Origin of the sequence: Streptomyces sp. CA-146814 (assembly GCF_050942385.1) — a bacterium.
GTDB lineage: Bacteria > Actinomycetota > Actinomycetes > Streptomycetales > Streptomycetaceae > Streptomyces.
The window spans coordinates 1-19,802 of record NZ_CP192070.1 but is presented as its reverse complement, the minus strand read 5'-3'; the positions used below and the strand labels follow the sequence as shown (position 1 = coordinate 19,802).

The following is a 19,802-nucleotide window of genomic DNA, read 5'->3' as shown; positions in this document are numbered from 1 at the left end:
CCCCTTCAGCCTGCGACGCCGTTGAGGATCGCGATCAGGCTGCCGGAGATGACGATCGCGATCAGCCCGCCGCCCATCCATTTGAACGGCTCGGATCCGCCGCCGCCCCGGCCCTTGTCGGACACGGCCAGCTTGAAGAACCCGTAGCCGACCCCGCCGACGCCGGCCAGGATCAAAATCCACAGCCCGTACCCGAAAATTTTGGTGACCGTGCCCGCCATCCCCGGGATCTCCGTCGGCTTCGCCCCCGGGATCAAGTCCGCTGCCAGGTACCACTGATCCAGCATGCTCAACTCCTCTTTTCCATAGCGGTCCGCAGCTTCTCCGCTGCGGCCCGGACGTCCTTGTACTCCAGGGCCTCGTCGGCATCTGTAACGGCTCGCAGGACCGGCAGGTACGGCACCCTCGCCACCCCGGCCAGTCGGTTCTCCAGCCCTCGGATCAGGAAGCGGGCGTCCTGCACCGGCCGCGCGGGAGCATCCGACACCAGCACCAGCCACGGCCGGGGCATCTGCCCCCACCGCAGCAGCGCTTCCTGCACCCGCTTCGCGGCGTACAGGGTCGTGTCCGCGACCAGAACGGGAGCAACCCCGTACGGGACCTGCTCCCCCGGCGCCAGGACCCGGGCACGGCCGCCATTCGCGCCATCGTCAAGCATCCGGGACACCGTCGCTACTGCAATGCCATTACCGTCAACCGGCATCAGCGCATACCGGAGAACAACACGCTCCGCTTCGACCTGCGTTGACGCCACCGGCTGAGTGGTCATGCCACAACTCCCCCTGTGCGATTCCATCTAGTCACGGGATTGGGCCCCGGGATCCCTGAGGTTAGCGTGATCCCCAGCAACGCGATTCACCAGTTACTCGGTGACGGGAGGTGAGGCCAGCGGTAAAGCCCAGAGGGCCGGAAAGCCAGCCTCACACGAAAGGCCCTTTTGAGACATTGATTGAATCTCGACGCGTACACCAGCCGCCCGCCCCGTACGCAACAGCCCCACCCCCGAGTCGCCAACAGCCCCGCACTGGGAGCCACATGCCCCCTGCACAGGGCAAGCCCGGGCAGAGTTTTACTGGGCAAATCCACCATCCAGCGAGACCGAGAGCCGACTCTACGTGAGCCCGGACTCCAGGCGTACGACTCAGCGCCTGCACAAGAAGAGAGCGCACATTTAGTGCGTGCCAGAAAGTCACACAAACGGAATCCGAAAGACCAACGGGGGATAGCACGTGAAGGTGATCACAGGCGCCGCAGCAGGAGTCCTAGGGCTCATCCTGCTGCTAGTCATCAGCATCGCGGTCCTGGTCATCGACGAAGACGACGCAGCGGTCGACGCGACCAACGGCGGAAGCGGCTTGCAGGGCGTCCCCGCAGAGTTCCGCAAGTGGATTCTGAAGGCAGATGCCGAGTGCAAAGAGCCGCCGATGACTCCGGCTCTGCTCGCCGCTCAGCTCTACCAGGAGTCCAAGTTCAAGACGTCCGTGGCCGAGGCCACCTCCAGCGTCGGCGCCCAGGGCCCCGCACAGTTCATGCCCGGCACCTGGGCGACCTGGGGCCGTGACGACGACGGCAACGGTCGCAACAGTCCCTGGGACATCGGCGACGCCGTCATGGCCCAAGGGCGCATGATGTGCTCCCTGCTCCGCCAGGCCACCGCCTCCGGCTACCCCGGCGGCCCCCGCGCCCTGGCCCTCGCCGGCTACAACGCCGGATGGGGCCGCGTCCAGCAGTACCGCGGCGTCCCGCCGAAGTCCTTCGCGGGCGGCGAGACCTACAACTACGTCCAGCTCATCCTCTCCACAATGAGCCGCTTCCAGGGCCCCGATCTGGTCCCCGTGTCGTTCTCCGGGACCGGCACCGGCCCCGACGCCCTCCGCAAGGCCTCCACCCGGCTCGGCACCCCCTACGCCTACGGCGGCGGCAGCCCCTCCGGCCCCTCCACCGGATTCTGCGACGGCACCAACGGCTACCGGAACGGACGCTGCGTCGCCTCCACCACCACCGGCTTCGACTGCTCCTCGCTCACCCAGTACGCCTACTGGCCCTCCGTCAAGCTCCCCCGCACCGCCGCCGCCCAGTACGGCGCCACCTCCAACCGGCCCGTCTCCCGCGACAACCTCAAGGCCGGCGACCTGCTGTTCTGGTCCAACAGCAGCGGCTTCATCTACCACGTCGGCCTGTACGCAGGAGACGGCCGAGTCCTCCACGCCCCCCGCACGGGCAAAACCGTCGAACTCGTTCCCCTCGCCTCCGCCATGCCGGCCGGGGACTACCTCGGCGCCACCCGCCCCTGACCTGAGCGTGTGGTGGCGAAAGCAAGGGGACCACCACCACGCCTCGTGACCATCTCCCGCCGTCAGTCCCCGGCCGAGCCCAGCAGCCAGATGGGCCCGGCCGCCGCCCTCTACACCGCCTCGTGCAGCATCTGGGGCGGCCCGTACGACAAGCCGTGGTGCCGCCGCACGGCCTGACCATCCCCCTTCCTGCCGTTCGGCCGCCGTTCAGGCCCCCGCCTCCGCACAACGGCGGGGACGGGGACGCTCGGTAACCGGGAGGCCTAGCGGGTCCTGCCCTTGCTCGGCGCCGGTCCAGAATCACGGTGTGCGGCAACCCCCGGCTCTGCCGGGCGGGGCCCGCCCTTGGTTACGGAGACGCCCTTAGTAGGGCCCACGCTCGGCGAAGTGGCCTTGGCTGCCGCGCTGCTCACCACCGGCCGGGAGGCTCCCGCAGCATCGCCCACCGGCCGGGTCAGCGCGTCAGCCGCAGCCCTGACCAGCCGGGTCCCCAGCGTTCCCGTGCCCTTCTCCCACGAGGTGTCCTGCATGAGGCGGGCAAGGTGCTCTGCCACCGGCTCACCCCGCGACTCCATCTCCGCCATCCGCAGGGAAATCAGCGGCCAGTGACGGTCGCTGACCATCAGGTCGGCATCCCGCTCCCTGCCCGGCATGGCCTCGCGCACCATCCGCACGTTCCGCGCGTCCGCATCCCTGACCCCGAGCTGCACCAGCGCCCGTGCCCGGTCCTTCAGGGTGAGGTTCTTCGGCACGTCCAGGCCAGTCGTCAGCGGACCGTACGCCAGCAGCGCGTCCCGGCTCGTCGACGGCGCCGCCGCGCCCAGCGACGAGGCCACAGCCTGCTCGACGCCGAGCCCTTCCTTGTGGGCGGCCGCGAGAACTCCCCGCACATCGACGCCCTTCTCGTCCAAGCTCGCCATCTTCGTCGCAATGTCCGGCCAGGCCGGGGAGGAAAGGATCGCCTCCCGTACGGGCCCGGCCGGAACCGCCTCGCGCAGCATCGCCTCCCACCTCCCGGCGCCCTCGTCCTCCAGGGCCTTCCTGGCGTGCTCGGCAACGGCGTCCCGTACGGTCACGGTGATCTCCGCGACGCGCGGCATAAGGGCCTCCAGGTCCACCCCCGCACCACCCAGTGCCATGAGCTGCTGGGCAAGCATCGGCCAGTCCGCGCCGTCCATCAAGGCCGTACCAATGTCCGGCGGTAGGTACTTCTTCGCGTACTCCGTGGCCTCGGGCACAGCCTTCTCGACCGGCGGGAGTTCCTCCTCCCGGCCCGCCTCCTTCTGCTGCTGCTGACGGCGCACCGCATCGGCGATGGCCATCATCAGACGGAAGGCCATCGTCGAGGTCTGCACCGCCTCGGCAGCAGCCTCCGTGAAGGCCTCCCCCGCCCGTTCCTCCGGTGTCGGCATCGACATGTCCGCTCCCCTCGTCACCGGGCCCGTCGCGGGCCCTTGCGCTGCTCATCGCCCGGTGGCCGTCGTGGTCCGGGCGCCCCCGTCTTGCGCGGTCCACTGGTACGGCTGGTACCGCCGGTGGACGTCGGCGACGGGCTCTTGCCGGTGGCACTCGTCGGCGCACCGCGCTCACGACTCCACCCGTACAGCCGCCATGTAAGCACTTCCGCGACCGAGTCCGCTGACCCCAACTCCCGGCGGGCCGCCACCACGGCGAGAACCGCGGCCGGATCCTCCCCCGCCTCCGCGACCGCGGCCAGCCGCGTACGCAGCGCGGGCCACGCCTGGTCCGCAAGGATCAACCGGGCATGCCCGGGCAGAGCCTCCTGGACCACGCCCGCCATCGGCCGCTCACCCGAGACCGCCACGGCCCGGCCAGCCCTCGACGGACGTCCCGCCGCAGGCCTTCGGCCCGCCCGGTACTCACGTGCCGCCCTCGCACCGGCGGTCACCTCTACCGCCTCCCGCAACAGGCGACCGGCCCTCCCCGAGGCCTCCGCCTGGGCCCGGTGTTGCTGCGCCTGATGCCACCGCTGAGCGGCCTCGACCGCCGTTGCCAGAGCCACCAGGAAGCCAAGCGCGGCCACCGTGTCGGCGCGCCCGGCCACCGCCGCCGACCGTGAAACGAGGTAGGTCGACTCCCGGTAGAGACTGCGCGCCTGGCCCTCCAGCCTCCGGTCACCCGGTGCCCGCGAGGCACGCTCGTACTCGAACGCCGCGTCCCGCAGCTGTCCGCGCACCAGGTGCGGCGACGCCACCGCGGCGACCACGATGAGATCGCCCAGCGCGGCCACATCCCCGGCGCCCTCGTGCAGGCCTCCCGCACCAAGATGTTCCGCGGCCGCGCGGACGCGCCGCTCGGCCTCCTGCCACATCTGCGCCGGCGCGACCGTCGGCGCCGAGACCGCAATCGCCCATCGCTCCCGTACCCGCGGCAACGACAGATCAGGAGCCAGACGCGCACCAGAGAAGAACACCGGCTGCTGCCCCTGGTCGCGGTCTCCGGGCAGCGCGACCGAGTACCCGGTGACGTTCCCATCGGGTGCCACCCGCCGGTTCACCCGGACCCCCGCTGCAGTCAGCCGGGCGAAGAATTCCTCCTCGCTCGCGGCGGCCGCCGCGGCTTCCCGTACCGTCCGCTGAAGGGTCTCCCGTACGGGCTCTCCCAGCCCTCGGCGGACCGCCTTCTCCATCTCGCCGGTCCTCGGCCACTTCCGTGCGGTGTGGTCCCCGTCGACCAGGCGGCGGAGCCCGAACTCGACCTCGAAGTTTCTCGCAGCCGCGTGCATCCTCACGATGTCCTGTCGCAGATTCGGCTGCCTCCCGTCCTCACGCGCCCGCGTCGCCACGATGTGAATGTGGTCGTCCGCATGTCGGATCGCCACCCACCGGCAGGCGCGCTCCTGACCATGCCGAGCGATCCCGGCCGCGTGCATCATCTCCTGGGCGACTCTGCCCCACTCCTCATCCGTCAGCTGCCGGTCCTCGGGCGGATTGCGGACGGCCACGTGGTAGACGTGCTTCGGCGGTGGCTTCGACGTCATCGCGAAGACCGGCGCATCAAGGAGCAGCGCCAGGTCAGAAATCGCGGCGGCCATGTCGGGCACGCGCCCGGGATCATCGATGTACGGGTCCCACGAGGCCACCAGGTGCGGGTCCACGTGCTCATCCCGTTTCCCCGGGCCATACAGGTAGTCGATCAGACCCCAGGTGTCATCACCGTCCCGGGCCTTCTTCGGCATCATCAGCGCGCCCGCCGCTCACGCATCAGCTGCAACGTCGCCTCATCCACCCGGCGCACCGCCTTCTCGACCCCCGCCAGAACCGCGGCGAGCTGAGCCTCTGTCACACTCCCGTCGGAGTTCAGAGCCTTCGCAATCTGGTTGGCGTTATTACCCACCCTCGACAACTGATGGCGGGCCTCGATCAGCTCGGCCACCACCTCCGCAGACGCAGTCGGCGTCGGCACCAGGACCTCATTCGCAACCGCCAGCGCAGCCTTCGCAGCCCACGCAGCCGGGACCAGGCCCTCGCGGGAACCAGCCTCCTCGATGTTGCGGAACTCGTCCTCGTTATAGGCGAGATTTACCCGCCTGTCGCGCCGCGCCGGCCGACCCTCCGCCGCCGTCTCCTTGTCACGCGACCTGCGCCGGGCCGTCGCCTTCCCCACCACAGAAACCCCCCGCTCAACGAGCGCCCCGGTCCGTCCTCGGACCCATGATCACCGTCGGCCAGGGTAACCCTGGACCGGCGGCGATCCCGCTTATTGGAACAATAAGCACTAACTCGCTTGGAGAATCTACCGCCGGAATGGCAGGTGGCGGCACGGTTTTGTCTGGCTGTCAGACCAGGTCAAAAGCGTGCGTTACAGAGGTCTGACAGCCTACTCCTGCCCGTGCACGGCTACGATGCGGAGCATGTCGAGTGCTCGCGATGTCATGAAGCGAATGAAGGAACTCCAGGAGAGGCGTGAGGCCGCGTTCGCACCCCTCGCCTCCGTCATGGAGCAACGCGAGAGCGTGCGAGGAGAGATCGCACGCCTACTCAAGGAGCAGGAGCAGCGCCTCGCTGAACTGGATGGCCCGTACCGAAGCGCGTTCAGCGGTGCTCTCACCGGAGGCTGGTCGGCGGAGGAACTGACAGCGCTCGGCGCAGAGGAGCCAGCACGGCGTGGACGGCCCAAGGCAAGCCGTAACCGGCCGAAGAAGGCTTCCTCGACCTTGCCCGGCGACGGGCCGACGGGTCCCGCCACGGCAGAGATCCCGGCTCAGGCTGACGCCGAGGACTCCGAGGCCAAGGTGGAGCCCGAGACGGTCTCCGCCTGAACTCACTACACCAACCAGAATCCGAGGGCCCCGCCAAGCGGGGCCCTCGGTCTTTTGGCCTCTCCCCGACTTCTCCAGTGTCCGGCCGGGCTCCGCCGCATCAAGGTCGTACGTCCGCACCCTCGCCGTGTCCGCTCGTCCCTCCCGGACACGCCTGCGGTGCGGGCGCTCCACCTTGACACTCTGTCCCCCGGCCTTGGTGAAGTGTCCACGGGGAGGAGCAAAAGGACGGTCCCCGCTACCGCCTCGGTACGGTGTGCCGCTGCTGCGCGTGCGGGCCGGTTCCGCTTTTCTGGAACACGCAGACGGTGCCCGGCCACCTGCCGTGGAGAGGTCGGGCACCGTCGGCGATCTTCTCGGCATCAGTGCGGCGAAGAAGAGTCCAGCTCTCGCAGCATCACGCCGAAGTTCGGGCTGTCGGCGAACGGCTGCCGAGTGCCCACCGTGCGGTAGCCCCAGCTCTCGTACAGGTCCACGACCCTGGGGTGGCTGGGGTCCACAAGAAGTACGGCCAGGGCCTCCGGCCGGTCGGCAAGCAGGGTTTCGTGCAGCTGCTCGGAGATGCCCGTCTTCCTCCAGCGCGGGCGCACCATTAGCTCGGAGAAGGAGAAGGTGGAGCTGTCCGGCGGCGGCGGGGAGACGTGCTCGCGCCACCACTCCCGGCCGGGTTCCGATGGTGCTCCGTAGGCGAAGCCGATCGGCTCCTCACCGTCGTAGCCGATCACGCAGGCGAAGCCCGGGTGACCGCCCCAGTGGTTCACGAACCACGGGAATCTCTGGACGAACTCGTCGTGCATCTGGTCGGCGTAGGCGTCGGCATGGACGTCCAGGAGGGTCTGCCGGATGACTGGCAGGTCGTCGTGACCGTAGCGGCGCAGTTCTATCGTGTCGGTGTTCATCATCCGCTCCACTGGGTTCGGTACTGGTCGGTCCATGCATGTGCGATGGCTGGCGGGGCGCTGGCGATGAGATCGCGCTGGAAATCGCCGATCAGCTGGCGCATCCGGCCGGGCAGGGCGGTGCCCGCCATGATGGTGAAGACGGCTCCGCTGGTCGCGCAGGCCTGCTCGATGTCGCCCTGGTGGAGCTGCGCAAGAGCGAGCCGGGCGGTGGTGTGCGCCCGGTTGCGGCGGTACGACGGAGCAAGAGCGGCGAGTGCCTGGTGCGAGGCGGCTTCGGCCTCGGCCGGGTGTCCGACTTCGTCGCGGACGATCGCGGTGAGCGAGTGGAGCTCGGCCGGGCCGTAGAACGTGATCCAGCTCGCGCGGAGCTGCTCCAGGTCGGCTTTGACGAGGTGGTCCTCGGCTCGGCCGAGGTGCCGCAGAGCGGGCCTGGTCTGGCCGCTATGGGCGAGGCAGACGGCGGTACGGGCATGGGCGAGGGAGGCGTGCAGCGGGCTGCGTCGCGCCACGGTGGTCGCCTGGGCGGCCTCTGCCGACGCGACGGCTTCGGCGTAGTTCTTCCGCTGTCGGGCGAGCATGGCGCGCAGGTTCCAGACCTGCATGGCGCGCTCAGAATCCTGGGCCAGGCCCGCAAGGGTGAGTGCCCGGTCCAGGTGGGCCTCGACGCCGTCGAGTTGTCCGGCGTCGATCCGCGACCATGCCGCCTGGGCGGTGTAGTCGGTGGCCAGGGCGAACAGGCGCTGGCGTACGCGCTGGGTCGCAGACTGGCCTTGCAGTGCGAGCGCTTCGGCGGCGCCGGCGAGGGCGACGCCTTCCAGTCCGTGGCCTCCGCGCTCGTCGTCCAGGGCGACGAGTCTCTCGATGCCCTGGCGCAGGCGGATCACGTCGGCCGTGCCCACATGGGGTGGTCGCGCGAAGGCGGGTGGAGCGATGGGGATGGCGGCGGCCGCGGTGCTGGCGGCCGCGCCGAGGAATTGGCGACGGTGCACGTCGGAGCCCTCCTCCGGTTGTGCTGGTGCGTTCTCTGACGGCTTCCCCCGCGGGACGAACCCTAAGTGCGAGATCGGCAGGCCGGTGACGGCCTCCAGGGCGAGGCGCTGGCGTTCTTGGGGCCATCGGGTCTTGCCGGAGAGCCATCGGAAGACGGTGCGTTCCGAGGTGTTGCTGGTGGTGCCGGTGAGCTGGGCGACGGCGTCGTTGACGGCGTCGGCAAGCTCAGGGGCCTTCATCCCGTGTTCCGCCATCCACTCGGCTAAGGGGAGGTTGTTCTGTGCTGCGTCCACATCTGAAAGGTAGGGCGTTCGGCCTCGGCGCCGCAGGTAAAGGGAGAGTCAATTTGTCAGTCACGGAGGGGGAGGCTGGCGCGACTTGGTCATGGGCGGATGGCGGTGGTGGGCGGTTAGGTGGTGTGTACGGCCCCGCTGCATCCCCCTCCCCCGTGGGGTGCGGCGGGGTTTCGTGTTTCCCGTCGACACCAGTGCTGAGGCAGCCATGAGTAGTGCAGGAATCTCCCAGGAATCGACCGCCTCCTCGGCGGTCCCGGACCCCTCCGCGGCCGTGCTGTACGTGTGCGCGGACCGCAGCACGACGATGCCGGAGCTGGCCTCCGAGCGCGCAGTGGAGGAAGGACAGGCGTTCGCGCAGGAGCGCGAGCTGAGGGTGATGGAGGTGGTGACGGACCCCTTCGGCCAGCCGGACCCGTCACTGCGGGAAGGGTGGCAGCGGGTTCGGGCTCTGGCCGCCGCCGGCGCAGTCGCCACGGTCATCACGCGGTGGCCCGCCATGATCGCCCCGGAGGCGACGCACGAGTACCGCTACCGGGAGGCGAACTGGCTTCAGGAGCAGGGCGTCAAGGTCGTCTACACGTGGGCTCCTCTGGCCGTATCGACCGGGGAGTGCCGGTGACGCGCGCGGGTGAACGCGGCCTGCTCCACCAGGATCATCCCTGGCTCGGGCGGAGCGTGGAGGACACCGTGCGGCAGCGTCGTGGCACGCTGCGGGCCATCGCCCCGGACGTCGACAAGCCGGGGCTGCTGGCGTGGCTGCTGCCGGTCGGCGGAGGGGTGGAGTGGACCACGGCCCCGGATGCGCTCGCCCGTCCTGAGCGGATCACGCCGGACTCCCTGCCCCGGTCATGACGGGTCGTCGTCGCCGCTCCCAGCGTCGGGCACCTGCGTGGTGGGCTTGGTGGCAGACGTGGTGTCTCGGGCTGCTACTGGCGGTGGCGTTCGCAGTCGCCGTATCGGCCGGTTCCAGGTAGGCCCCGGCCGGGCCGGGGCGGACTCCGTGCCCTCTGCCCCGGTCGGTCAAAGAGCCCCGGCGGGCCGCTGAAGAGGCGGTCCGCCGGGGCTCTTTCATGGGTCGGTCAGGCTGCGGGGAACAGCTCCAGCTGTTCGATCGCCCGGCCCTCGGTGCGCGGGGCGGGCAGTACCGTTTGCGCGGTGGTGGCCGTGGCGTTCTCCTCCAGTCGGTAGAGCTTGGCCTGGTACAGGGCCGTCGGTTCGTACCAGTCCTTGCCCTGGACGGCGGCGCTGATGGCGGCGGCCTGGAAGGGGCTGACCGGGTCGGCGATCATCTGGGCGATGTTCCGTACGCCCCGGGCGTTCTTGCGGGTCGGGATGTAGACCCACTGCTTGTCCCGGGGGAAGCCGACCAGGGCGCCGAGTTCGGCGGCGGTGATGGTGTGGGTGCCCTCGCCCTGGGGGACGTCGGCGGGGCGGAACTTGATGGCGTACCAGGGGGCGGTGACGCACGGGCCGACGGCGTTGAGCGGGAAGCTTCCGCCGCCTTTGGGCTTGCCGGTGGCGGGGTTGATGCCGCGCTTGCCACGGGTGTCGGCCCACCAGTCCTCGGGCAGTTCCAGGGCGGTCGCGACGGTGACCTTCGGGAGCGCGGGGCGGCCCTGGTAGGGGTCGATCCGGCGGTTGAGTTCGGGTGTCCAGTCGGGGAGTCGGCCGGTGCGCTGGAGGACGTGCGACCACATCTTGCGGGCGGCCTGGTCGCCGTCCACGTGGTCGGCGTAGCGGGGCTCGGCGTAGCGGGTGGCGACCATCCAGGCGCGGACGCGGTGGGTGGCCGCGCCGTAGTCGGCGGCGTCCGCGATCTGCCAGGAGCACCAGGCCCATCCGAAGCCTTCGACGCTGGTGATCTCGGACTGGATGGCTTCGGCCAGGGCCGGGCTCTGCTTGAGGAGGTTCGCGCTCTGTTCCATGGTGATGGACACCAGCGGGGCACCGATCTGGATGAGGCACATCGGCCAGATCAGCATCTCCGCCATGAGGGCCGTGCGGTCGTCGGAGACGGTGCTCGCCGCCCACGTACGGAACTCGTCCGGGGTCATGGTCGGGGGGAGGTGGCCGCCGTGGCACAGGTCGCCCCAGATGTCGGCGTCGGGGTGGTCGTCCATCCCGTCGATCACGTCGCCGAAGTAGGTGTGGGGGCCGCCGTACAGGGAGCAGAGGTCATCGACCTCCAGGAAGCCGAAGGCCTCGGACGCCTGCCACATGACGGACTGGAGCTCGGCGATCTCGTCGGTGCTCCAGCCGGTGCGCTTGCCCGCGCCGGAGAGGGTCTGGCAGGGCGGGGAGCCGTGGAAACGGCGTACGTACCGCAGGGCCGGGTGGCGGGGGTCCAGGGTGCGGATGTCGGCCTCGACCACCCAGTGACCGGCGGCCCGGGCGGTGGCCGCAGCGTCGCGGTTGAACTCGATCAGGACCCAGTCGCCGGTGTTGTCGACCAGGTTCCGGCCGGTGGACATGCCCGCCGGGCCGCCGAACGCCTCGATGCCGCGCTCCGGTTCGCCCTCGGTCCACGGCCGGGCCCAGTGCGGCGGGTAGGGGAAGGCGAAGTTGGTGCAGGCGCGGCAGTCGGCGCACTGCCTGCCCGTGGCGCAGACGATGCAGTCGGCGCAGGTCCAGCCGTCCCACTCCAGCGTCGCCGGTCGGAAGCCGTTGGCGTAGGGGCGGCCGTCGGGGTCCGTCGCCGCGTCGGGGGCGGTGTCGCGCACAGGGGTGCTCACCATGACGGTCCTTCGGTCGTTGAGGGTTCTCGGTGTGGCCCGGGGGCCGGTGCCGAGAGGGGATTCCCACCCCCTTTCGACGTAACTAATACTCTCAATTTTTGGGGTGGGAGTCAACCTCCTCAACTCCACAAAGGTGCAGGTCAGGAGCCTTTTTTGAGAGATTCGGGAACCGTCCGGATGTCACCCTGCCTCCGCCGTTCCCGGCGGAAGCCGTACGGCGGGCCGGTCGGGGGCTCCCTCCTCGGTCGGGCAGGCGTAGTCGACCGCGGGCCGTGTCGGGGTGCCGGGCTCGCGCTCGCGCGACCGCCGAAGGCGGCTTGGCCTGGCGGCCCGGCGCGGGCCGTGGTCCCCTCCGGGGGCCCGTCCGGGGAGGGAACCCCCGACCACCACCCCCAACCCCTCACAGACCTGCGGCTCGGCGCGGACCTCCTCCCCCTCCGAGTAGGGCCGGGGGTGTGGGGGCAGAGCCCCCGCTGCCTGGAACCGCGCGGACTCTCCGAAGGGCGCCGCAAGCTCCCCTCTTAAGAGGTGAGTTGGTGGCGGGGTGATGAAAAGGCGGCGGCCAGCGTGCCCCCGGTCCGGGTGCGCGCTGGCCGCCGTCGGGCCCGCAGGCCTTCTACTGCCCGGCTTCCCTGCGGGCCTGGGTGACGATCCGCTTCCAGGTCTCCACGGACCTGCCGTGGCGCTCGGCAAGCATGGCCGCCACCTCGCCGGCCTTCAGGTCGGGCCGTGCGGCCAGCGCTTCGGCGGCCTGCTGTACCCGCGGGTCGGTGGCGGCTCCCTTCGCGGTGGGGCCGGTCGGCCTGCCGCCCTTGGTCCCGAATCCGCTGGCGGGGTTGTCGGCGAACTCCCAGAGCTGGGCCCTGGTCCGGTACTCGCGGGTGCGCTTGGCCAACTGCTCGGTGTGGATCGGGTCCGGCCACCCGGGCGGCGGCTTCTTGCCGTACTGGGTGATCCGGCTCGGGTCGACGCCAAGGACGCGGGCCTGCCCCGCCGGCGGGAGCATCTCATCCGGGTCGCCCTTGCGGTCCACCTTGGCCAGGTCGCGAGGCCTCTCGCAGTGGGTGGCGAACCAGCCGGTCCACTCCTCCAGGTCCCAGTGCATGACGCCGTCGATCGTGCGGGCCGGGGGGTGGCCGTTGGTCTCGCGGTCGCGCCACAGTGCGCCGAGGGTGGCCCGGCTGTAGCCGCTGTGCTCGATCAGGTCCTCGCGGTTCGCCCACTGGCGGCCCTCGATGCTTCTCACGCTGTGCTCCTGGTGGTGTCGGTGCTGGGTACGATGATGACTGTTCGGTTATGGGTCTGTTGAGGACCCTCGGTGGCCGGACAGCGAACGGCCCGGCGGGGGTTCCCGATTCACCAGCCCCCCACCGGGCCGTTCGCTGTCCGGCGCCAGGTCGCCCCGGCCGCCCGGTCAGAACAGGGTGTACTGCTCCGCCGCCTCCGACGCGGCTGCCTCGTCCGAGTGCGCCTCGGATGCCAGCGGGCCGGGCTCGGGGGCGCTGACAGCCGCAGTCTTCTGCCGCCGTCGCCCGCGCGTGGGCCGGTCAGGGGCGGGGCCGGTCTTGGCGCACGGGCACCTGCACCACCACACGCACGGAGCGCCGTCGGGCCGCAGGGTGAACTTCGCGACGACCATCCCCCGGGTGTCGTGCACCCACTCGGTGTTGTCGTCCACGTGCGGACCGCCTTCCTGGCGGTGGACGCACAGGTCGCAGCGACGGGCGAGACAGTTCCGGCAGGTACCCCGCTCACAGTTCGACCAGCGCCAGAAGCCGAAGGGGTACTTGCGGTCGATGTCCGTGAGGAACGCGGGCCACACCTGCTCGCGAACCCACGTCCCTTCGTCCTCGCTCATCGGCGACGGGTTGGGCACCGGATCGATGATGCCCATCAACAGACCGCCCTGGAAGTTCAGGGCCGCGGTGTCCCGTACGGTCTCGTGCTCCTCGGGGGTGAGAGTGCGCTGCGGTCGGCGGATGACGGGCGACGCGGCGTTCGGCGTCTCGTTCATACTGCGGGTCTCCAGCTGGGTTGAGGGTTCCGGTGCTCTCGGGGCCGGGCCCGGCCGGGGAGCGAGATTCCCGCCTCGCTCCCCGGCCGGCGCCGCTCGGGCCTACTCGTCGGCGTAGAGGTACACAATCTGTGCTCGCACGGGGTTGCCCCCCGGGGACAGCAGCAGGAAGTCGTCCCCACCGCCATCCACCTCGTCCAGGACCTGGGTGTAGTGGCCGTTGCTGCCCAGCAGCTCCTGGAACCGTCGCGTTGCGGGCCTCGCCCCGTTCTCGATGCCGCACGAGACCAGGGCTCCGAGAACCCCTCCCGGGCGAAGGAACTTGAAGGCGTGCAGCACATGTGCGGCGGCGAGGTCGACCCGGTGGGGCGGGTACATGGCGACGGCGTGGTACTCCGGCCGGGGCTCGACGGTGAGGAAGTCGGCCACGGAAACGCTGCGCGCGATCCCGGCCCGGGTGATGTCCGCCGCCCGGTGGCCCTCCACCTCATAGCAGTCCACCGAGTAGCCGAGGCGCGCTCCTTCGGCGGCGAGAGCCCCGTGCCCGGCAGAGGGCTCCAGTCCCAGCAGGCCCGAGTCCTGCGGGAGTTCGCTCCACAGGAGTTCGGCGATCGACGCCGGGCACGAGACCATTCCGCGATCCGGCCGAACGGCGGTCTGGCGGGCGACGATCCGCTGGATCACCTCGGCCGCCTGGCCGTGAGGGTAGAGGTCGGCGAAGACGTACACCCGGAGGCTCCAGCTCCAGGTGGCACCCGACCGGGCGAGGACCACGTGGACCTTGTCCGACAGCGCCGTGTCGGAGTTCTCGCGCAGTCGGACCGTCGGCCCGTCGCACGTGGCGAGTTGCAGCTCCTGGCACACGGCCTTGGAGATCATCGGCATGGTGGTGTCGCTCCTCGTTGAGGTGTTCGGTGCGGCCCGGGGGCCGGTGTCGCTCGGGATTCCCGCCCCGTTTCGACGTGACTAATACTGTCAAGTTTTAGGATGGCAGTCAACTCCGGCCAGGGGGACGGGACTCCCGCCCCGCTCCCCCGCCGGCCGGGCCGGTCAGCTCCGGGCGCGCACGATGATTTCCCGCAGGCTGATCGACTTCTTGAACTGGCGGCCCATGTCGGCTTCGGCCGCGGCGTACTCGTCGAACAGCTCGGGGTTGAGCTGGGCGGAGCGCACCAGGTCGTCGGTGTGGGCGAGCGGGCAGGCCCGGCAGCTCAGGCGCCGCATGCCTTGGTCGTAGGCCTCGTGGTGCTCGATGTCGTTGTCGTCGTGCACCCCCCAGACCTGCTCCGTGGTGAGCTGGTGGATCGGCAGCCACGTCGTGACGACCCGCAACGTGCCCTTGCCGCTCATGCGGTTCCGCTCGATCTCGGGCTTCTTGGCGCGAGCCCGGGACTCCTCCGCGCGCATGCCCATGGCGTACCCGGCCCGGACCGGGCGGCCGAGGTTCAGCTCGGCGCCGACCTCGTCCACGTAGTCCCGGCCCACCGCCGTCTTCGTGTCACTCGTGCAGTAGCGCGCAAAGTGGCCGGGCCAGTTCCCGTGGGACCGGATCCGCTCCCACAGCGAAGCCCACCGGGTGCTGCGGCGGACGGCGAAGGGGACGCCGTACTGCTCGGCGTGCGCGCGGGCGACCTCCATCGCGCCGGGCCACTCGACCAGGTGGCCGCGCTCGGTGGTCCCGAGGTCGCAGTGCAGGATGCGGACCTTGTCGAGCTGGCCCGCCTTGTCGGCGCGGGTGCAGACCTCGTGCACGGTGGCCCCGGAGTCCTTGCCGCCGCTGTCGCCGACGATGACGACATCATGGGCGTCGAAGTCGAACTCGGCGGGCGGCGCGGCCGGCGCGGCGGGGGGCGCGGCGAACAGTTCCATCTGGGCGGCAGCACACCCGGTGGCGCACGGCGGGGTGAACGGCTTCTTCGTCACGGTGGTCTCCTCGTTGAGGGGTTTCGGTGGGGCTGTGCCAGGCCCCCGGCGGGGGAGCGGGATTCCCGCCTCGCTCCCCCGCCGGGCGTTCAGCCGGTGGTCCGGCTCAGTACCGGGCGCCGCCGTCCTTGGGCGCGGCCTGCGGCCTCATCAGCCTGTCGGCGGACACGTCGCTCCCCCCGCAGTGGCGTCGGCGGGCGAACTTGTTGTCCGTGTCCAGCTCGTACCGGCCGTTGTTGATGGCCTGGATGGTGAAGGTGACCGTCTCGTGCGACGTGTGGGTGTTGTTCATGGTGACGACCGGGAAGCCGTGGTTGTTCTTCAACCACACGGGGTCACCAACCGCGTAGTCCGGCTCGATGGCGCCCTCGGTGCCGCCCGTGAGGCTGCGCGCCGGTCGGCCTTCGGCGAGCCAGGCGGCGATGGCCTCGACGCAGTCACCCAGCTGGGCGGCGGGCCGGATCATGAGCTGGAGCTCGACACCGTTGACGACGGTCGCGGCGTACCAGTCGTCGCGGTCCGGGTCGGGTACGCGGAGAACGACCGTCTCGTCGTCGTCCCCCCGGAACAGGCACAGCACGGCGTGCGAGCCGGTGTTCGCGTCCTCGCCGATGATGAGCCAGGAGTTCCCGGCGTCCTCATCGATGTCCGCAGAGATCCCCCGCGCGGCCAGGGCCTCGATGGCGAGCTGGGCCGCGTTGACGCCGTCAGGGGTCGTGACTGGCGGTGTGCTGGTGGTCATAGGGTCGTGCCCTTCGGTTCGTTGAGGTTCTTCGGTGTAGTCGGGCCCGCATAGGCCCGGTGTCGAGAGGGGATTCCCGCCCCCTTTCGACGTAACTAATACTCTCAATTCTTAGGGTCTAGGTCAACTCCTCGGCCGTGGTACTGCGGGGGGGGCCGAAGCGCCGTCCGGGCCCACCACGGAGAGGTGGGCCCGGACGGACGGGCAGTCTGGGGCGCGGGGTCAGCGGCAGGCGAGCTGGGCGAGGTCTGCGCGCTTGGCGTGCAGCGCGAACGCCGCCTCCAGCAGGGCCAGGGCGACCGTTTCGGTGGCGGCCGCGCCGAGGTGGCCGTGCAGGGCGTCCAGCGCGGCCGCGAGCTGAGCGTCCTCGTCGGCCAGGCTCCAGCCGTCCGGAGCGGGACGGGCCGGGGTCGTCAGCGGGCGGTGGTCCACGGCGTGGGTGACGTACTGCCCGAAGCCCGTCGGGAAGCCGGTACCCGGCGCGTCGATGGCGGTCGTCTCGGCGTCCGCGAGGGCGAGGCGGGCGCTGTCGCAGATGCCGTCCAGCCCGGTCGGCTCCTCCTCGTAGAGCGAGAGGGCGGCGATGTCGAGCAGGTCGGCCAGGTGCAGGAGCGCCCGGGCGTCCAGGGCGGCGGCGAACAAGGTACGGCGGCGGGCGATGTCCGCGAGCACGGCGGCGCGGCCGGCGGCGGCGCGGGCCTGCAAGGTGGGCTCGAAAGCGGTCATGACGGTCCCCTCCAAAGGGGTGTTGAGGGTGTTCGGTGTGGTGGGTGACTGCGGCCGGGAGAGCGGGATTCCCGCCCCGCTCCCCCGGCCGGTCCGGCTTCTCAGCCGGTGCGCACGGTCCTGGCGTAGTTGTGGAAGTCGTCGGTGACGGGGAAGTCCGTGGACTCCGTGACGGGGCCGCGCACCCAGGTGTGCATCGGGGCGGGCACGTCGATCTGGCCGCCGAGCCAGAGCTGGACGTAGGGGTGGATCTCGAAGTGGTCGCCGTCCTCGCTCTCGGCGTAGAACCGGGAGTTGCCGCCGAAGCCGTGCGCGTCGGCGTACTCCCAGACGCAGACCAGGAAGGGCCCGCCCGCCTGGTGGATGCGGCCGAAGACGGTGCGGATGGCCTCCGGGGTGTAGCCGTCGGCGAACCGGCCGCGCAGGTCGCGGATCTCGGCGGGGACGTGGCGGTCGGGCCGCCCGGCGCCAACCCAGGCGGCGATCGCCTCGACGCAGGCCTCCAGCCCCCCGGCGGGCTGCATCGCGAGCATCACCTCGGTGCCGTCGGTGCCGACGGTCGCCACGTACCAGTTGTCGCGGTCCAGGTCGGGCACCCGGTTGACGTCGGTCTCCTCCCCGTCCGTCCGGTAGAGGTGCAGGAGCGCGTGGGCTCCGGTGGCCTTGTCGTGGCCGACGACCAGCCAGGACTGGTAGGCATCCACGATGGTGCGCGCGCTGACGCCTCGTGCGCTCAGGGCCCGGGCGGCGGCCTCCGCTCCGGTGACCCCCTTGCCGGACTCGTCCGTGAGGGGTCGGTGGTAGCCGGTGAGGGCGCGTACGGCGGCGGCGTACTGCTCGGCAAGGAAGTCGGGGTTGTCGATCAGCGAGGCCGCGTCCAGGAAGATCCCGTCGGACGGCTCGCCGTCGTAGGCGACGAAGCCCTGCGGGAGAACCGGGTCCTGCGGCCAGTCGTCGCCCCGCCGGTCGAACTCCAAGCACAGGTCCCCTTCGTAGTCGACCTTGACCGCGATGCGCTCGGGGTACGGGCCCGCCAGGGTGGCGACGGTGCCCCAGTGGCGGGGCCTGGCGGTCCAGTCGTCACCGAGGAGTTCGGCGACTGCGGCCGCGAAGGCGGAGACGACGAAGGGGTGCTCGGCACCCGGGGCGGGGCGGTGACCGGCGGACTCGCCGGCCGGGATGGCAGTGCTCATACAGGTTGCTCCTCATTGAGGTTCTTCGGTGTGGTCGGGCCCGCAGGGGCCCGGCGCCGAGAGGGGATTCCCGCCCCCTTCCGACGTAACTAATACTCTCAATTCTTAGGGGTCTGGTCAAGCTCCCCCGCAGTTCAGCGCGCCGCCCCTCGCCGCCGGTCGACCGCCGGGGCGAGCAGCCGACCGGCGGCCATCGGGAGGGCGGCCCGGCGGTGCTGCCGGGGCCGGAGGGTGCTCCGACCCCGGCAGCAGGCGGACTTACTCGCCGGAGGGAAGCGGCGCGGGCACGCGGCGCTCCCACGCCCACAGGCGGCCGATCAGGTAGCGGCCGTCGTCGCCGGGCCGGACCGACAGGACCCCGCCGTCGCCGTCGCGGGTCTCGTCCCAGGTGAACGTGAGGACCGGCCCGTCCCACGCGGCGGTCATGCCGCATCCGGCGTCCAGGATGTTCAGGTCGTCCGCGATGCGCTCGGCGACGGCGCGGCTCACGGAGATGGGCTCGTAGGGGCTCCAGGTGCCGTCGACCGGCAGGGCCTCGTACGGCCCGTGGGTGCTGGCCTCGACGGTGAAGAACTCGATCTGCATGGTGGGCCTTTCAGGATGGTGGAGTGGGCGCCCCGGGCCCGGAAGTCGTCCGGGCCCGGGGCGGACGCGGCTACTTGCCGTAGGCGGGGATCAGGGCGCGGACCCTGTCCTTGCCGATGCACCCGCCGTCGTGGCGGTACGGGGAGGGCGGCTGGTTGTTGCGGCCCCGGTGGTGGCTCCAGTAGCGGACTCCGGACCAGCCGCACAGCTCACAGAGCAGGTACCAGGGGTTGTCCGACCCCGGGAAGCCGCGCAGCACGGCCCGCCAGTAGTGCTCAGTCAGACCGGCGAACGCGGTGGTGGCACCGGCGACGTTGCGCGCGCTGGCGGGCATCCGGGGGTGCAGCAGGGGCACCGGGCCGGTCAGCGGCTGCGGGGCCTCGGCGCGGAGCTGCTCCAGCCCGGTGGCGGTGATGCGACCGGCGGCGTACTCCTCGGCCAGGTACGCGGCGGCCATGTCGATGCCGCTCGCGCGCTTGGCCTCGGCCGCAGGCGGGCGGCGGAGATTGTGCTCGCCCTCGCTGGTGATGACCAGCCAGTCACGGTGCCAGCGGTAGGCCTGCCCGATGACGCGGTCCTCGCCGATGATCACCGGGTAGCGGCACTCGATGTCCGGCTCCCCGATACGGGGCTGCAAGGTGGCGGTGCTCATGGTCGTGCTCCTTGTTGAGGTGGTTCGGTGGGTGGGCCGTGGGGGCGGACGGGATTCCCGGCCCGTCCGCCCCCACGGGCGTATAGGTCAGCTCGGGGTGTCGGTGAAACCGGCGCCGGTGAAGGCGAGTTCGTCGGCGTAGAAGACGTCCTCCAGGTCCCGGATCGCGCGCCGGTCGGCGTCCTCGCGAAGGGCGAGGTGGGCGGCGTGACCGTGGCTGACGGCCCGGAACGTGCGGAAGACGAGCGGCGACTGCGAGTCCTCGCAGGCGGCCTCCAGGTCCTCGCGCTGGACGTACTGCTCGACCGGGTGACCGGAAGCGCGCTGAACCTCCAGCACATGGCGCCTGTCCAGGTCCCGCCAGACGTTCCAGTCGTAGACGCCCTCGTCGTCGGCGATGACGAAGTAGGTCCCAGGCCGCTTGGTGAGGTCCACGCGGGGCTCGACTCGGTCCATCTCGGGGTTCAT

23 protein-coding genes are annotated in these 19,802 nt (G+C 70.8%); 5 read left to right on the top strand and 18 right to left on the bottom strand.

Features of this window, described 5'->3' with window-relative positions; all coding sequences use genetic code 11:
• Positions 1-5: 5 nt before the first annotated feature.
• Both ACQP09_RS34025 and ACQP09_RS34020 read right to left on the bottom strand, forming a co-directional pair.
• The gene (locus ACQP09_RS34025) at positions 6-287 is read right to left on the bottom strand and encodes a hypothetical protein (RefSeq protein ID WP_433407037.1); all 282 of its coding nucleotides are present in this window, start codon (positions 285-287) and stop codon (positions 6-8) included.
• A 2-nt stretch (positions 288-289) separates the two neighbouring features.
• Entirely contained in the window at positions 290-769 is a 480-nt protein-coding gene (locus ACQP09_RS34020) for a hypothetical protein (RefSeq protein WP_433407035.1), read from the bottom strand.
• Between the two features lie 460 nt (positions 770-1,229).
• On the opposite strand from ACQP09_RS34020, the gene ACQP09_RS34015 reads away from it, so the two are divergent.
• Together ACQP09_RS34015 and ACQP09_RS34010 are read left to right on the top strand one after the other, a co-directional pair.
• The gene (locus ACQP09_RS34015) at positions 1,230-2,294 is read left to right on the top strand and encodes an NlpC/P60 family protein (protein WP_433407034.1); all 1,065 of its coding nucleotides are present in this window, start codon (positions 1,230-1,232) and stop codon (positions 2,292-2,294) included.
• Positions 2,295-2,339: 45 nt separating this feature from the next.
• A complete protein-coding gene (locus ACQP09_RS34010; protein WP_433407033.1) occupies positions 2,340-2,471 on the top strand; it encodes a hypothetical protein in 132 nt (43 codons plus the stop codon).
• Between the two features lie 86 nt (positions 2,472-2,557).
• On the opposite strand, the gene ACQP09_RS34005 is transcribed toward ACQP09_RS34010, so the two are convergent.
• The 3 genes from ACQP09_RS34005 to mobC all read right to left on the bottom strand — a co-directional run bounded on the left by ACQP09_RS34005 (position 2,558) and on the right by mobC (position 5,921).
• Positions 2,558-3,712 carry a hypothetical protein gene (locus ACQP09_RS34005; protein WP_433407031.1) on the bottom strand — a complete coding sequence of 385 codons (1,155 nt, stop codon included), beginning with the start codon at positions 3,710-3,712 and terminating at the stop codon, positions 2,558-2,560.
• 14 nt (positions 3,713-3,726) lie between these two features.
• Positions 3,727-5,412, bottom strand: a complete 1,686-nt coding sequence (locus ACQP09_RS34000) for a relaxase/mobilization nuclease domain-containing protein (RefSeq protein WP_433407030.1) — start codon at positions 5,410-5,412, stop codon at positions 3,727-3,729.
• 83 nt (positions 5,413-5,495) lie between these two features.
• Positions 5,496-5,921 carry a plasmid mobilization relaxosome protein MobC gene (gene mobC / locus ACQP09_RS33995; RefSeq protein ID WP_433407029.1) on the bottom strand — a complete coding sequence of 142 codons (426 nt, stop codon included), beginning with the start codon at positions 5,919-5,921 and terminating at the stop codon, positions 5,496-5,498.
• A gap of 247 nt (positions 5,922-6,168) precedes the next feature.
• Here mobC and ACQP09_RS33990 point away from each other — a divergent pair, with 247 nt between their 5' ends.
• Positions 6,169-6,576 (top strand): hypothetical protein, encoded by a 408-nt coding sequence (locus ACQP09_RS33990; RefSeq protein WP_433407028.1) that lies wholly within the window; start codon positions 6,169-6,171, stop codon positions 6,574-6,576.
• A 362-nt stretch (positions 6,577-6,938) separates the two neighbouring features.
• Here ACQP09_RS33990 and ACQP09_RS33985 read toward each other — a convergent pair whose 3' ends face one another.
• On the bottom strand, positions 6,939-7,475 hold the full coding sequence (locus ACQP09_RS33985; RefSeq protein WP_433407026.1) for an N-acetyltransferase family protein: 537 nt from the start codon (positions 7,473-7,475) through the stop codon (positions 6,939-6,941).
• Positions 7,475-8,761, bottom strand: coding sequence for an XRE family transcriptional regulator (locus ACQP09_RS33980; protein WP_433407025.1), 1,287 nt, complete (start codon positions 8,759-8,761; stop codon positions 7,475-7,477). The genes ACQP09_RS33985 and ACQP09_RS33980 overlap by 1 nt, the downstream gene beginning before the upstream one ends.
• Before the next feature lie 208 nt (positions 8,762-8,969).
• On the opposite strand from ACQP09_RS33980, the gene ACQP09_RS33975 reads away from it, so the two are divergent.
• Both ACQP09_RS33975 and ACQP09_RS33970 read left to right on the top strand, forming a co-directional pair.
• On the top strand, positions 8,970-9,383 hold the full coding sequence (locus ACQP09_RS33975) for a hypothetical protein (protein ID WP_433407023.1): 414 nt from the start codon (positions 8,970-8,972) through the stop codon (positions 9,381-9,383).
• Positions 9,380-9,616: a hypothetical protein gene (locus tag ACQP09_RS33970; RefSeq protein WP_433407022.1), complete on the top strand. Its 237-nt coding sequence runs from the start codon at positions 9,380-9,382 to the stop codon at positions 9,614-9,616. The genes ACQP09_RS33975 and ACQP09_RS33970 overlap by 4 nt, the downstream gene beginning before the upstream one ends.
• Before the next feature lie 227 nt (positions 9,617-9,843).
• Here ACQP09_RS33970 and ACQP09_RS33965 read toward each other — a convergent pair whose 3' ends face one another.
• The 11 genes from ACQP09_RS33965 to ACQP09_RS33915 all read right to left on the bottom strand — a co-directional run bounded on the left by ACQP09_RS33965 (position 9,844) and on the right by ACQP09_RS33915 (position 19,802).
• Entirely contained in the window at positions 9,844-11,499 is a 1,656-nt protein-coding gene (locus ACQP09_RS33965; RefSeq protein ID WP_433407021.1) for a hypothetical protein, read from the bottom strand.
• A 616-nt stretch (positions 11,500-12,115) separates the two neighbouring features.
• Entirely contained in the window at positions 12,116-12,745 is a 630-nt protein-coding gene (locus ACQP09_RS33960; protein ID WP_433407019.1) for a hypothetical protein, read from the bottom strand.
• A 168-nt stretch (positions 12,746-12,913) separates the two neighbouring features.
• Positions 12,914-13,513 carry a DUF6248 family natural product biosynthesis protein gene (locus ACQP09_RS33955; protein WP_433407017.1) on the bottom strand — a complete coding sequence of 200 codons (600 nt, stop codon included), beginning with the start codon at positions 13,511-13,513 and terminating at the stop codon, positions 12,914-12,916.
• Between the two features lie 102 nt (positions 13,514-13,615).
• A complete protein-coding gene (locus tag ACQP09_RS33950) occupies positions 13,616-14,398 on the bottom strand; it encodes an SAM-dependent methyltransferase (RefSeq protein WP_433407015.1) in 783 nt (260 codons plus the stop codon).
• Positions 14,399-14,563: 165 nt separating this feature from the next.
• The gene (locus ACQP09_RS33945; protein WP_433407014.1) at positions 14,564-15,436 is read right to left on the bottom strand and encodes a phosphoadenosine phosphosulfate reductase family protein; all 873 of its coding nucleotides are present in this window, start codon (positions 15,434-15,436) and stop codon (positions 14,564-14,566) included.
• 106 nt (positions 15,437-15,542) lie between these two features.
• Positions 15,543-16,178, bottom strand: coding sequence for a hypothetical protein (locus ACQP09_RS33940; protein ID WP_433407012.1), 636 nt, complete (start codon positions 16,176-16,178; stop codon positions 15,543-15,545).
• Between the two features lie 222 nt (positions 16,179-16,400).
• Positions 16,401-16,904: a hypothetical protein gene (locus ACQP09_RS33935; protein ID WP_433407011.1), complete on the bottom strand. Its 504-nt coding sequence runs from the start codon at positions 16,902-16,904 to the stop codon at positions 16,401-16,403.
• Between the two features lie 101 nt (positions 16,905-17,005).
• Positions 17,006-18,097 (bottom strand): hypothetical protein, encoded by a 1,092-nt coding sequence (locus ACQP09_RS33930; RefSeq protein ID WP_433407009.1) that lies wholly within the window; start codon positions 18,095-18,097, stop codon positions 17,006-17,008.
• Between the two features lie 258 nt (positions 18,098-18,355).
• Entirely contained in the window at positions 18,356-18,682 is a 327-nt protein-coding gene (locus tag ACQP09_RS33925; protein ID WP_433407007.1) for a hypothetical protein, read from the bottom strand.
• A 70-nt stretch (positions 18,683-18,752) separates the two neighbouring features.
• Positions 18,753-19,334, bottom strand: a complete 582-nt coding sequence (locus ACQP09_RS33920; protein WP_433407005.1) for a hypothetical protein — start codon at positions 19,332-19,334, stop codon at positions 18,753-18,755.
• 87 nt (positions 19,335-19,421) lie between these two features.
• Entirely contained in the window at positions 19,422-19,802 is a 381-nt protein-coding gene (locus tag ACQP09_RS33915) for a hypothetical protein (protein ID WP_433407004.1), read from the bottom strand.

What these genes read in the sequence shown, in the direction of transcription:
- ACQP09_RS33930 (WP_433407009.1), bottom strand. Translation starts at nt 18,097, where the DNA reads ATGAGCACTGCCATCCCGGCCGGCGAGTCCGCCGGTCACCGCCCCGCC.
- ACQP09_RS33975 (WP_433407023.1), top strand. Translation starts at nt 8,970, where the DNA reads ATGAGTAGTGCAGGAATCTCCCAGGAATCGACCGCCTCCTCGGCGGTC.
- ACQP09_RS33985 (WP_433407026.1), bottom strand. Translation starts at nt 7,475, where the DNA reads ATGAACACCGACACGATAGAACTGCGCCGCTACGGTCACGACGACCTG.
- ACQP09_RS34025 (WP_433407037.1), bottom strand. Translation starts at nt 287, where the DNA reads ATGCTGGATCAGTGGTACCTGGCAGCGGACTTGATCCCGGGGGCGAAG.
- ACQP09_RS33950 (WP_433407015.1), bottom strand. Translation starts at nt 14,398, where the DNA reads ATGCCGATGATCTCCAAGGCCGTGTGCCAGGAGCTGCAACTCGCCACG.
- ACQP09_RS33915 (WP_433407004.1), bottom strand. Translation starts at nt 19,802, where the DNA reads ATGAACCCCGAGATGGACCGAGTCGAGCCCCGCGTGGACCTCACCAAG.
- ACQP09_RS33955 (WP_433407017.1), bottom strand. Translation starts at nt 13,513, where the DNA reads ATGAACGAGACGCCGAACGCCGCGTCGCCCGTCATCCGCCGACCGCAG.
- ACQP09_RS33940 (WP_433407012.1), bottom strand. Translation starts at nt 16,178, where the DNA reads ATGACCACCAGCACACCGCCAGTCACGACCCCTGACGGCGTCAACGCG.
- ACQP09_RS34005 (WP_433407031.1), bottom strand. Translation starts at nt 3,712, where the DNA reads ATGTCGATGCCGACACCGGAGGAACGGGCGGGGGAGGCCTTCACGGAG.
- ACQP09_RS33925 (WP_433407007.1), bottom strand. Translation starts at nt 18,682, where the DNA reads ATGCAGATCGAGTTCTTCACCGTCGAGGCCAGCACCCACGGGCCGTAC.
- ACQP09_RS33935 (WP_433407011.1), bottom strand. Translation starts at nt 16,904, where the DNA reads ATGACCGCTTTCGAGCCCACCTTGCAGGCCCGCGCCGCCGCCGGCCGC.
- ACQP09_RS34020 (WP_433407035.1), bottom strand. Translation starts at nt 769, where the DNA reads ATGACCACTCAGCCGGTGGCGTCAACGCAGGTCGAAGCGGAGCGTGTT.
- ACQP09_RS33965 (WP_433407021.1), bottom strand. Translation starts at nt 11,499, where the DNA reads ATGGTGAGCACCCCTGTGCGCGACACCGCCCCCGACGCGGCGACGGAC.
- ACQP09_RS33920 (WP_433407005.1), bottom strand. Translation starts at nt 19,334, where the DNA reads ATGAGCACCGCCACCTTGCAGCCCCGTATCGGGGAGCCGGACATCGAG.
- ACQP09_RS33990 (WP_433407028.1), top strand. Translation starts at nt 6,169, where the DNA reads ATGTCGAGTGCTCGCGATGTCATGAAGCGAATGAAGGAACTCCAGGAG.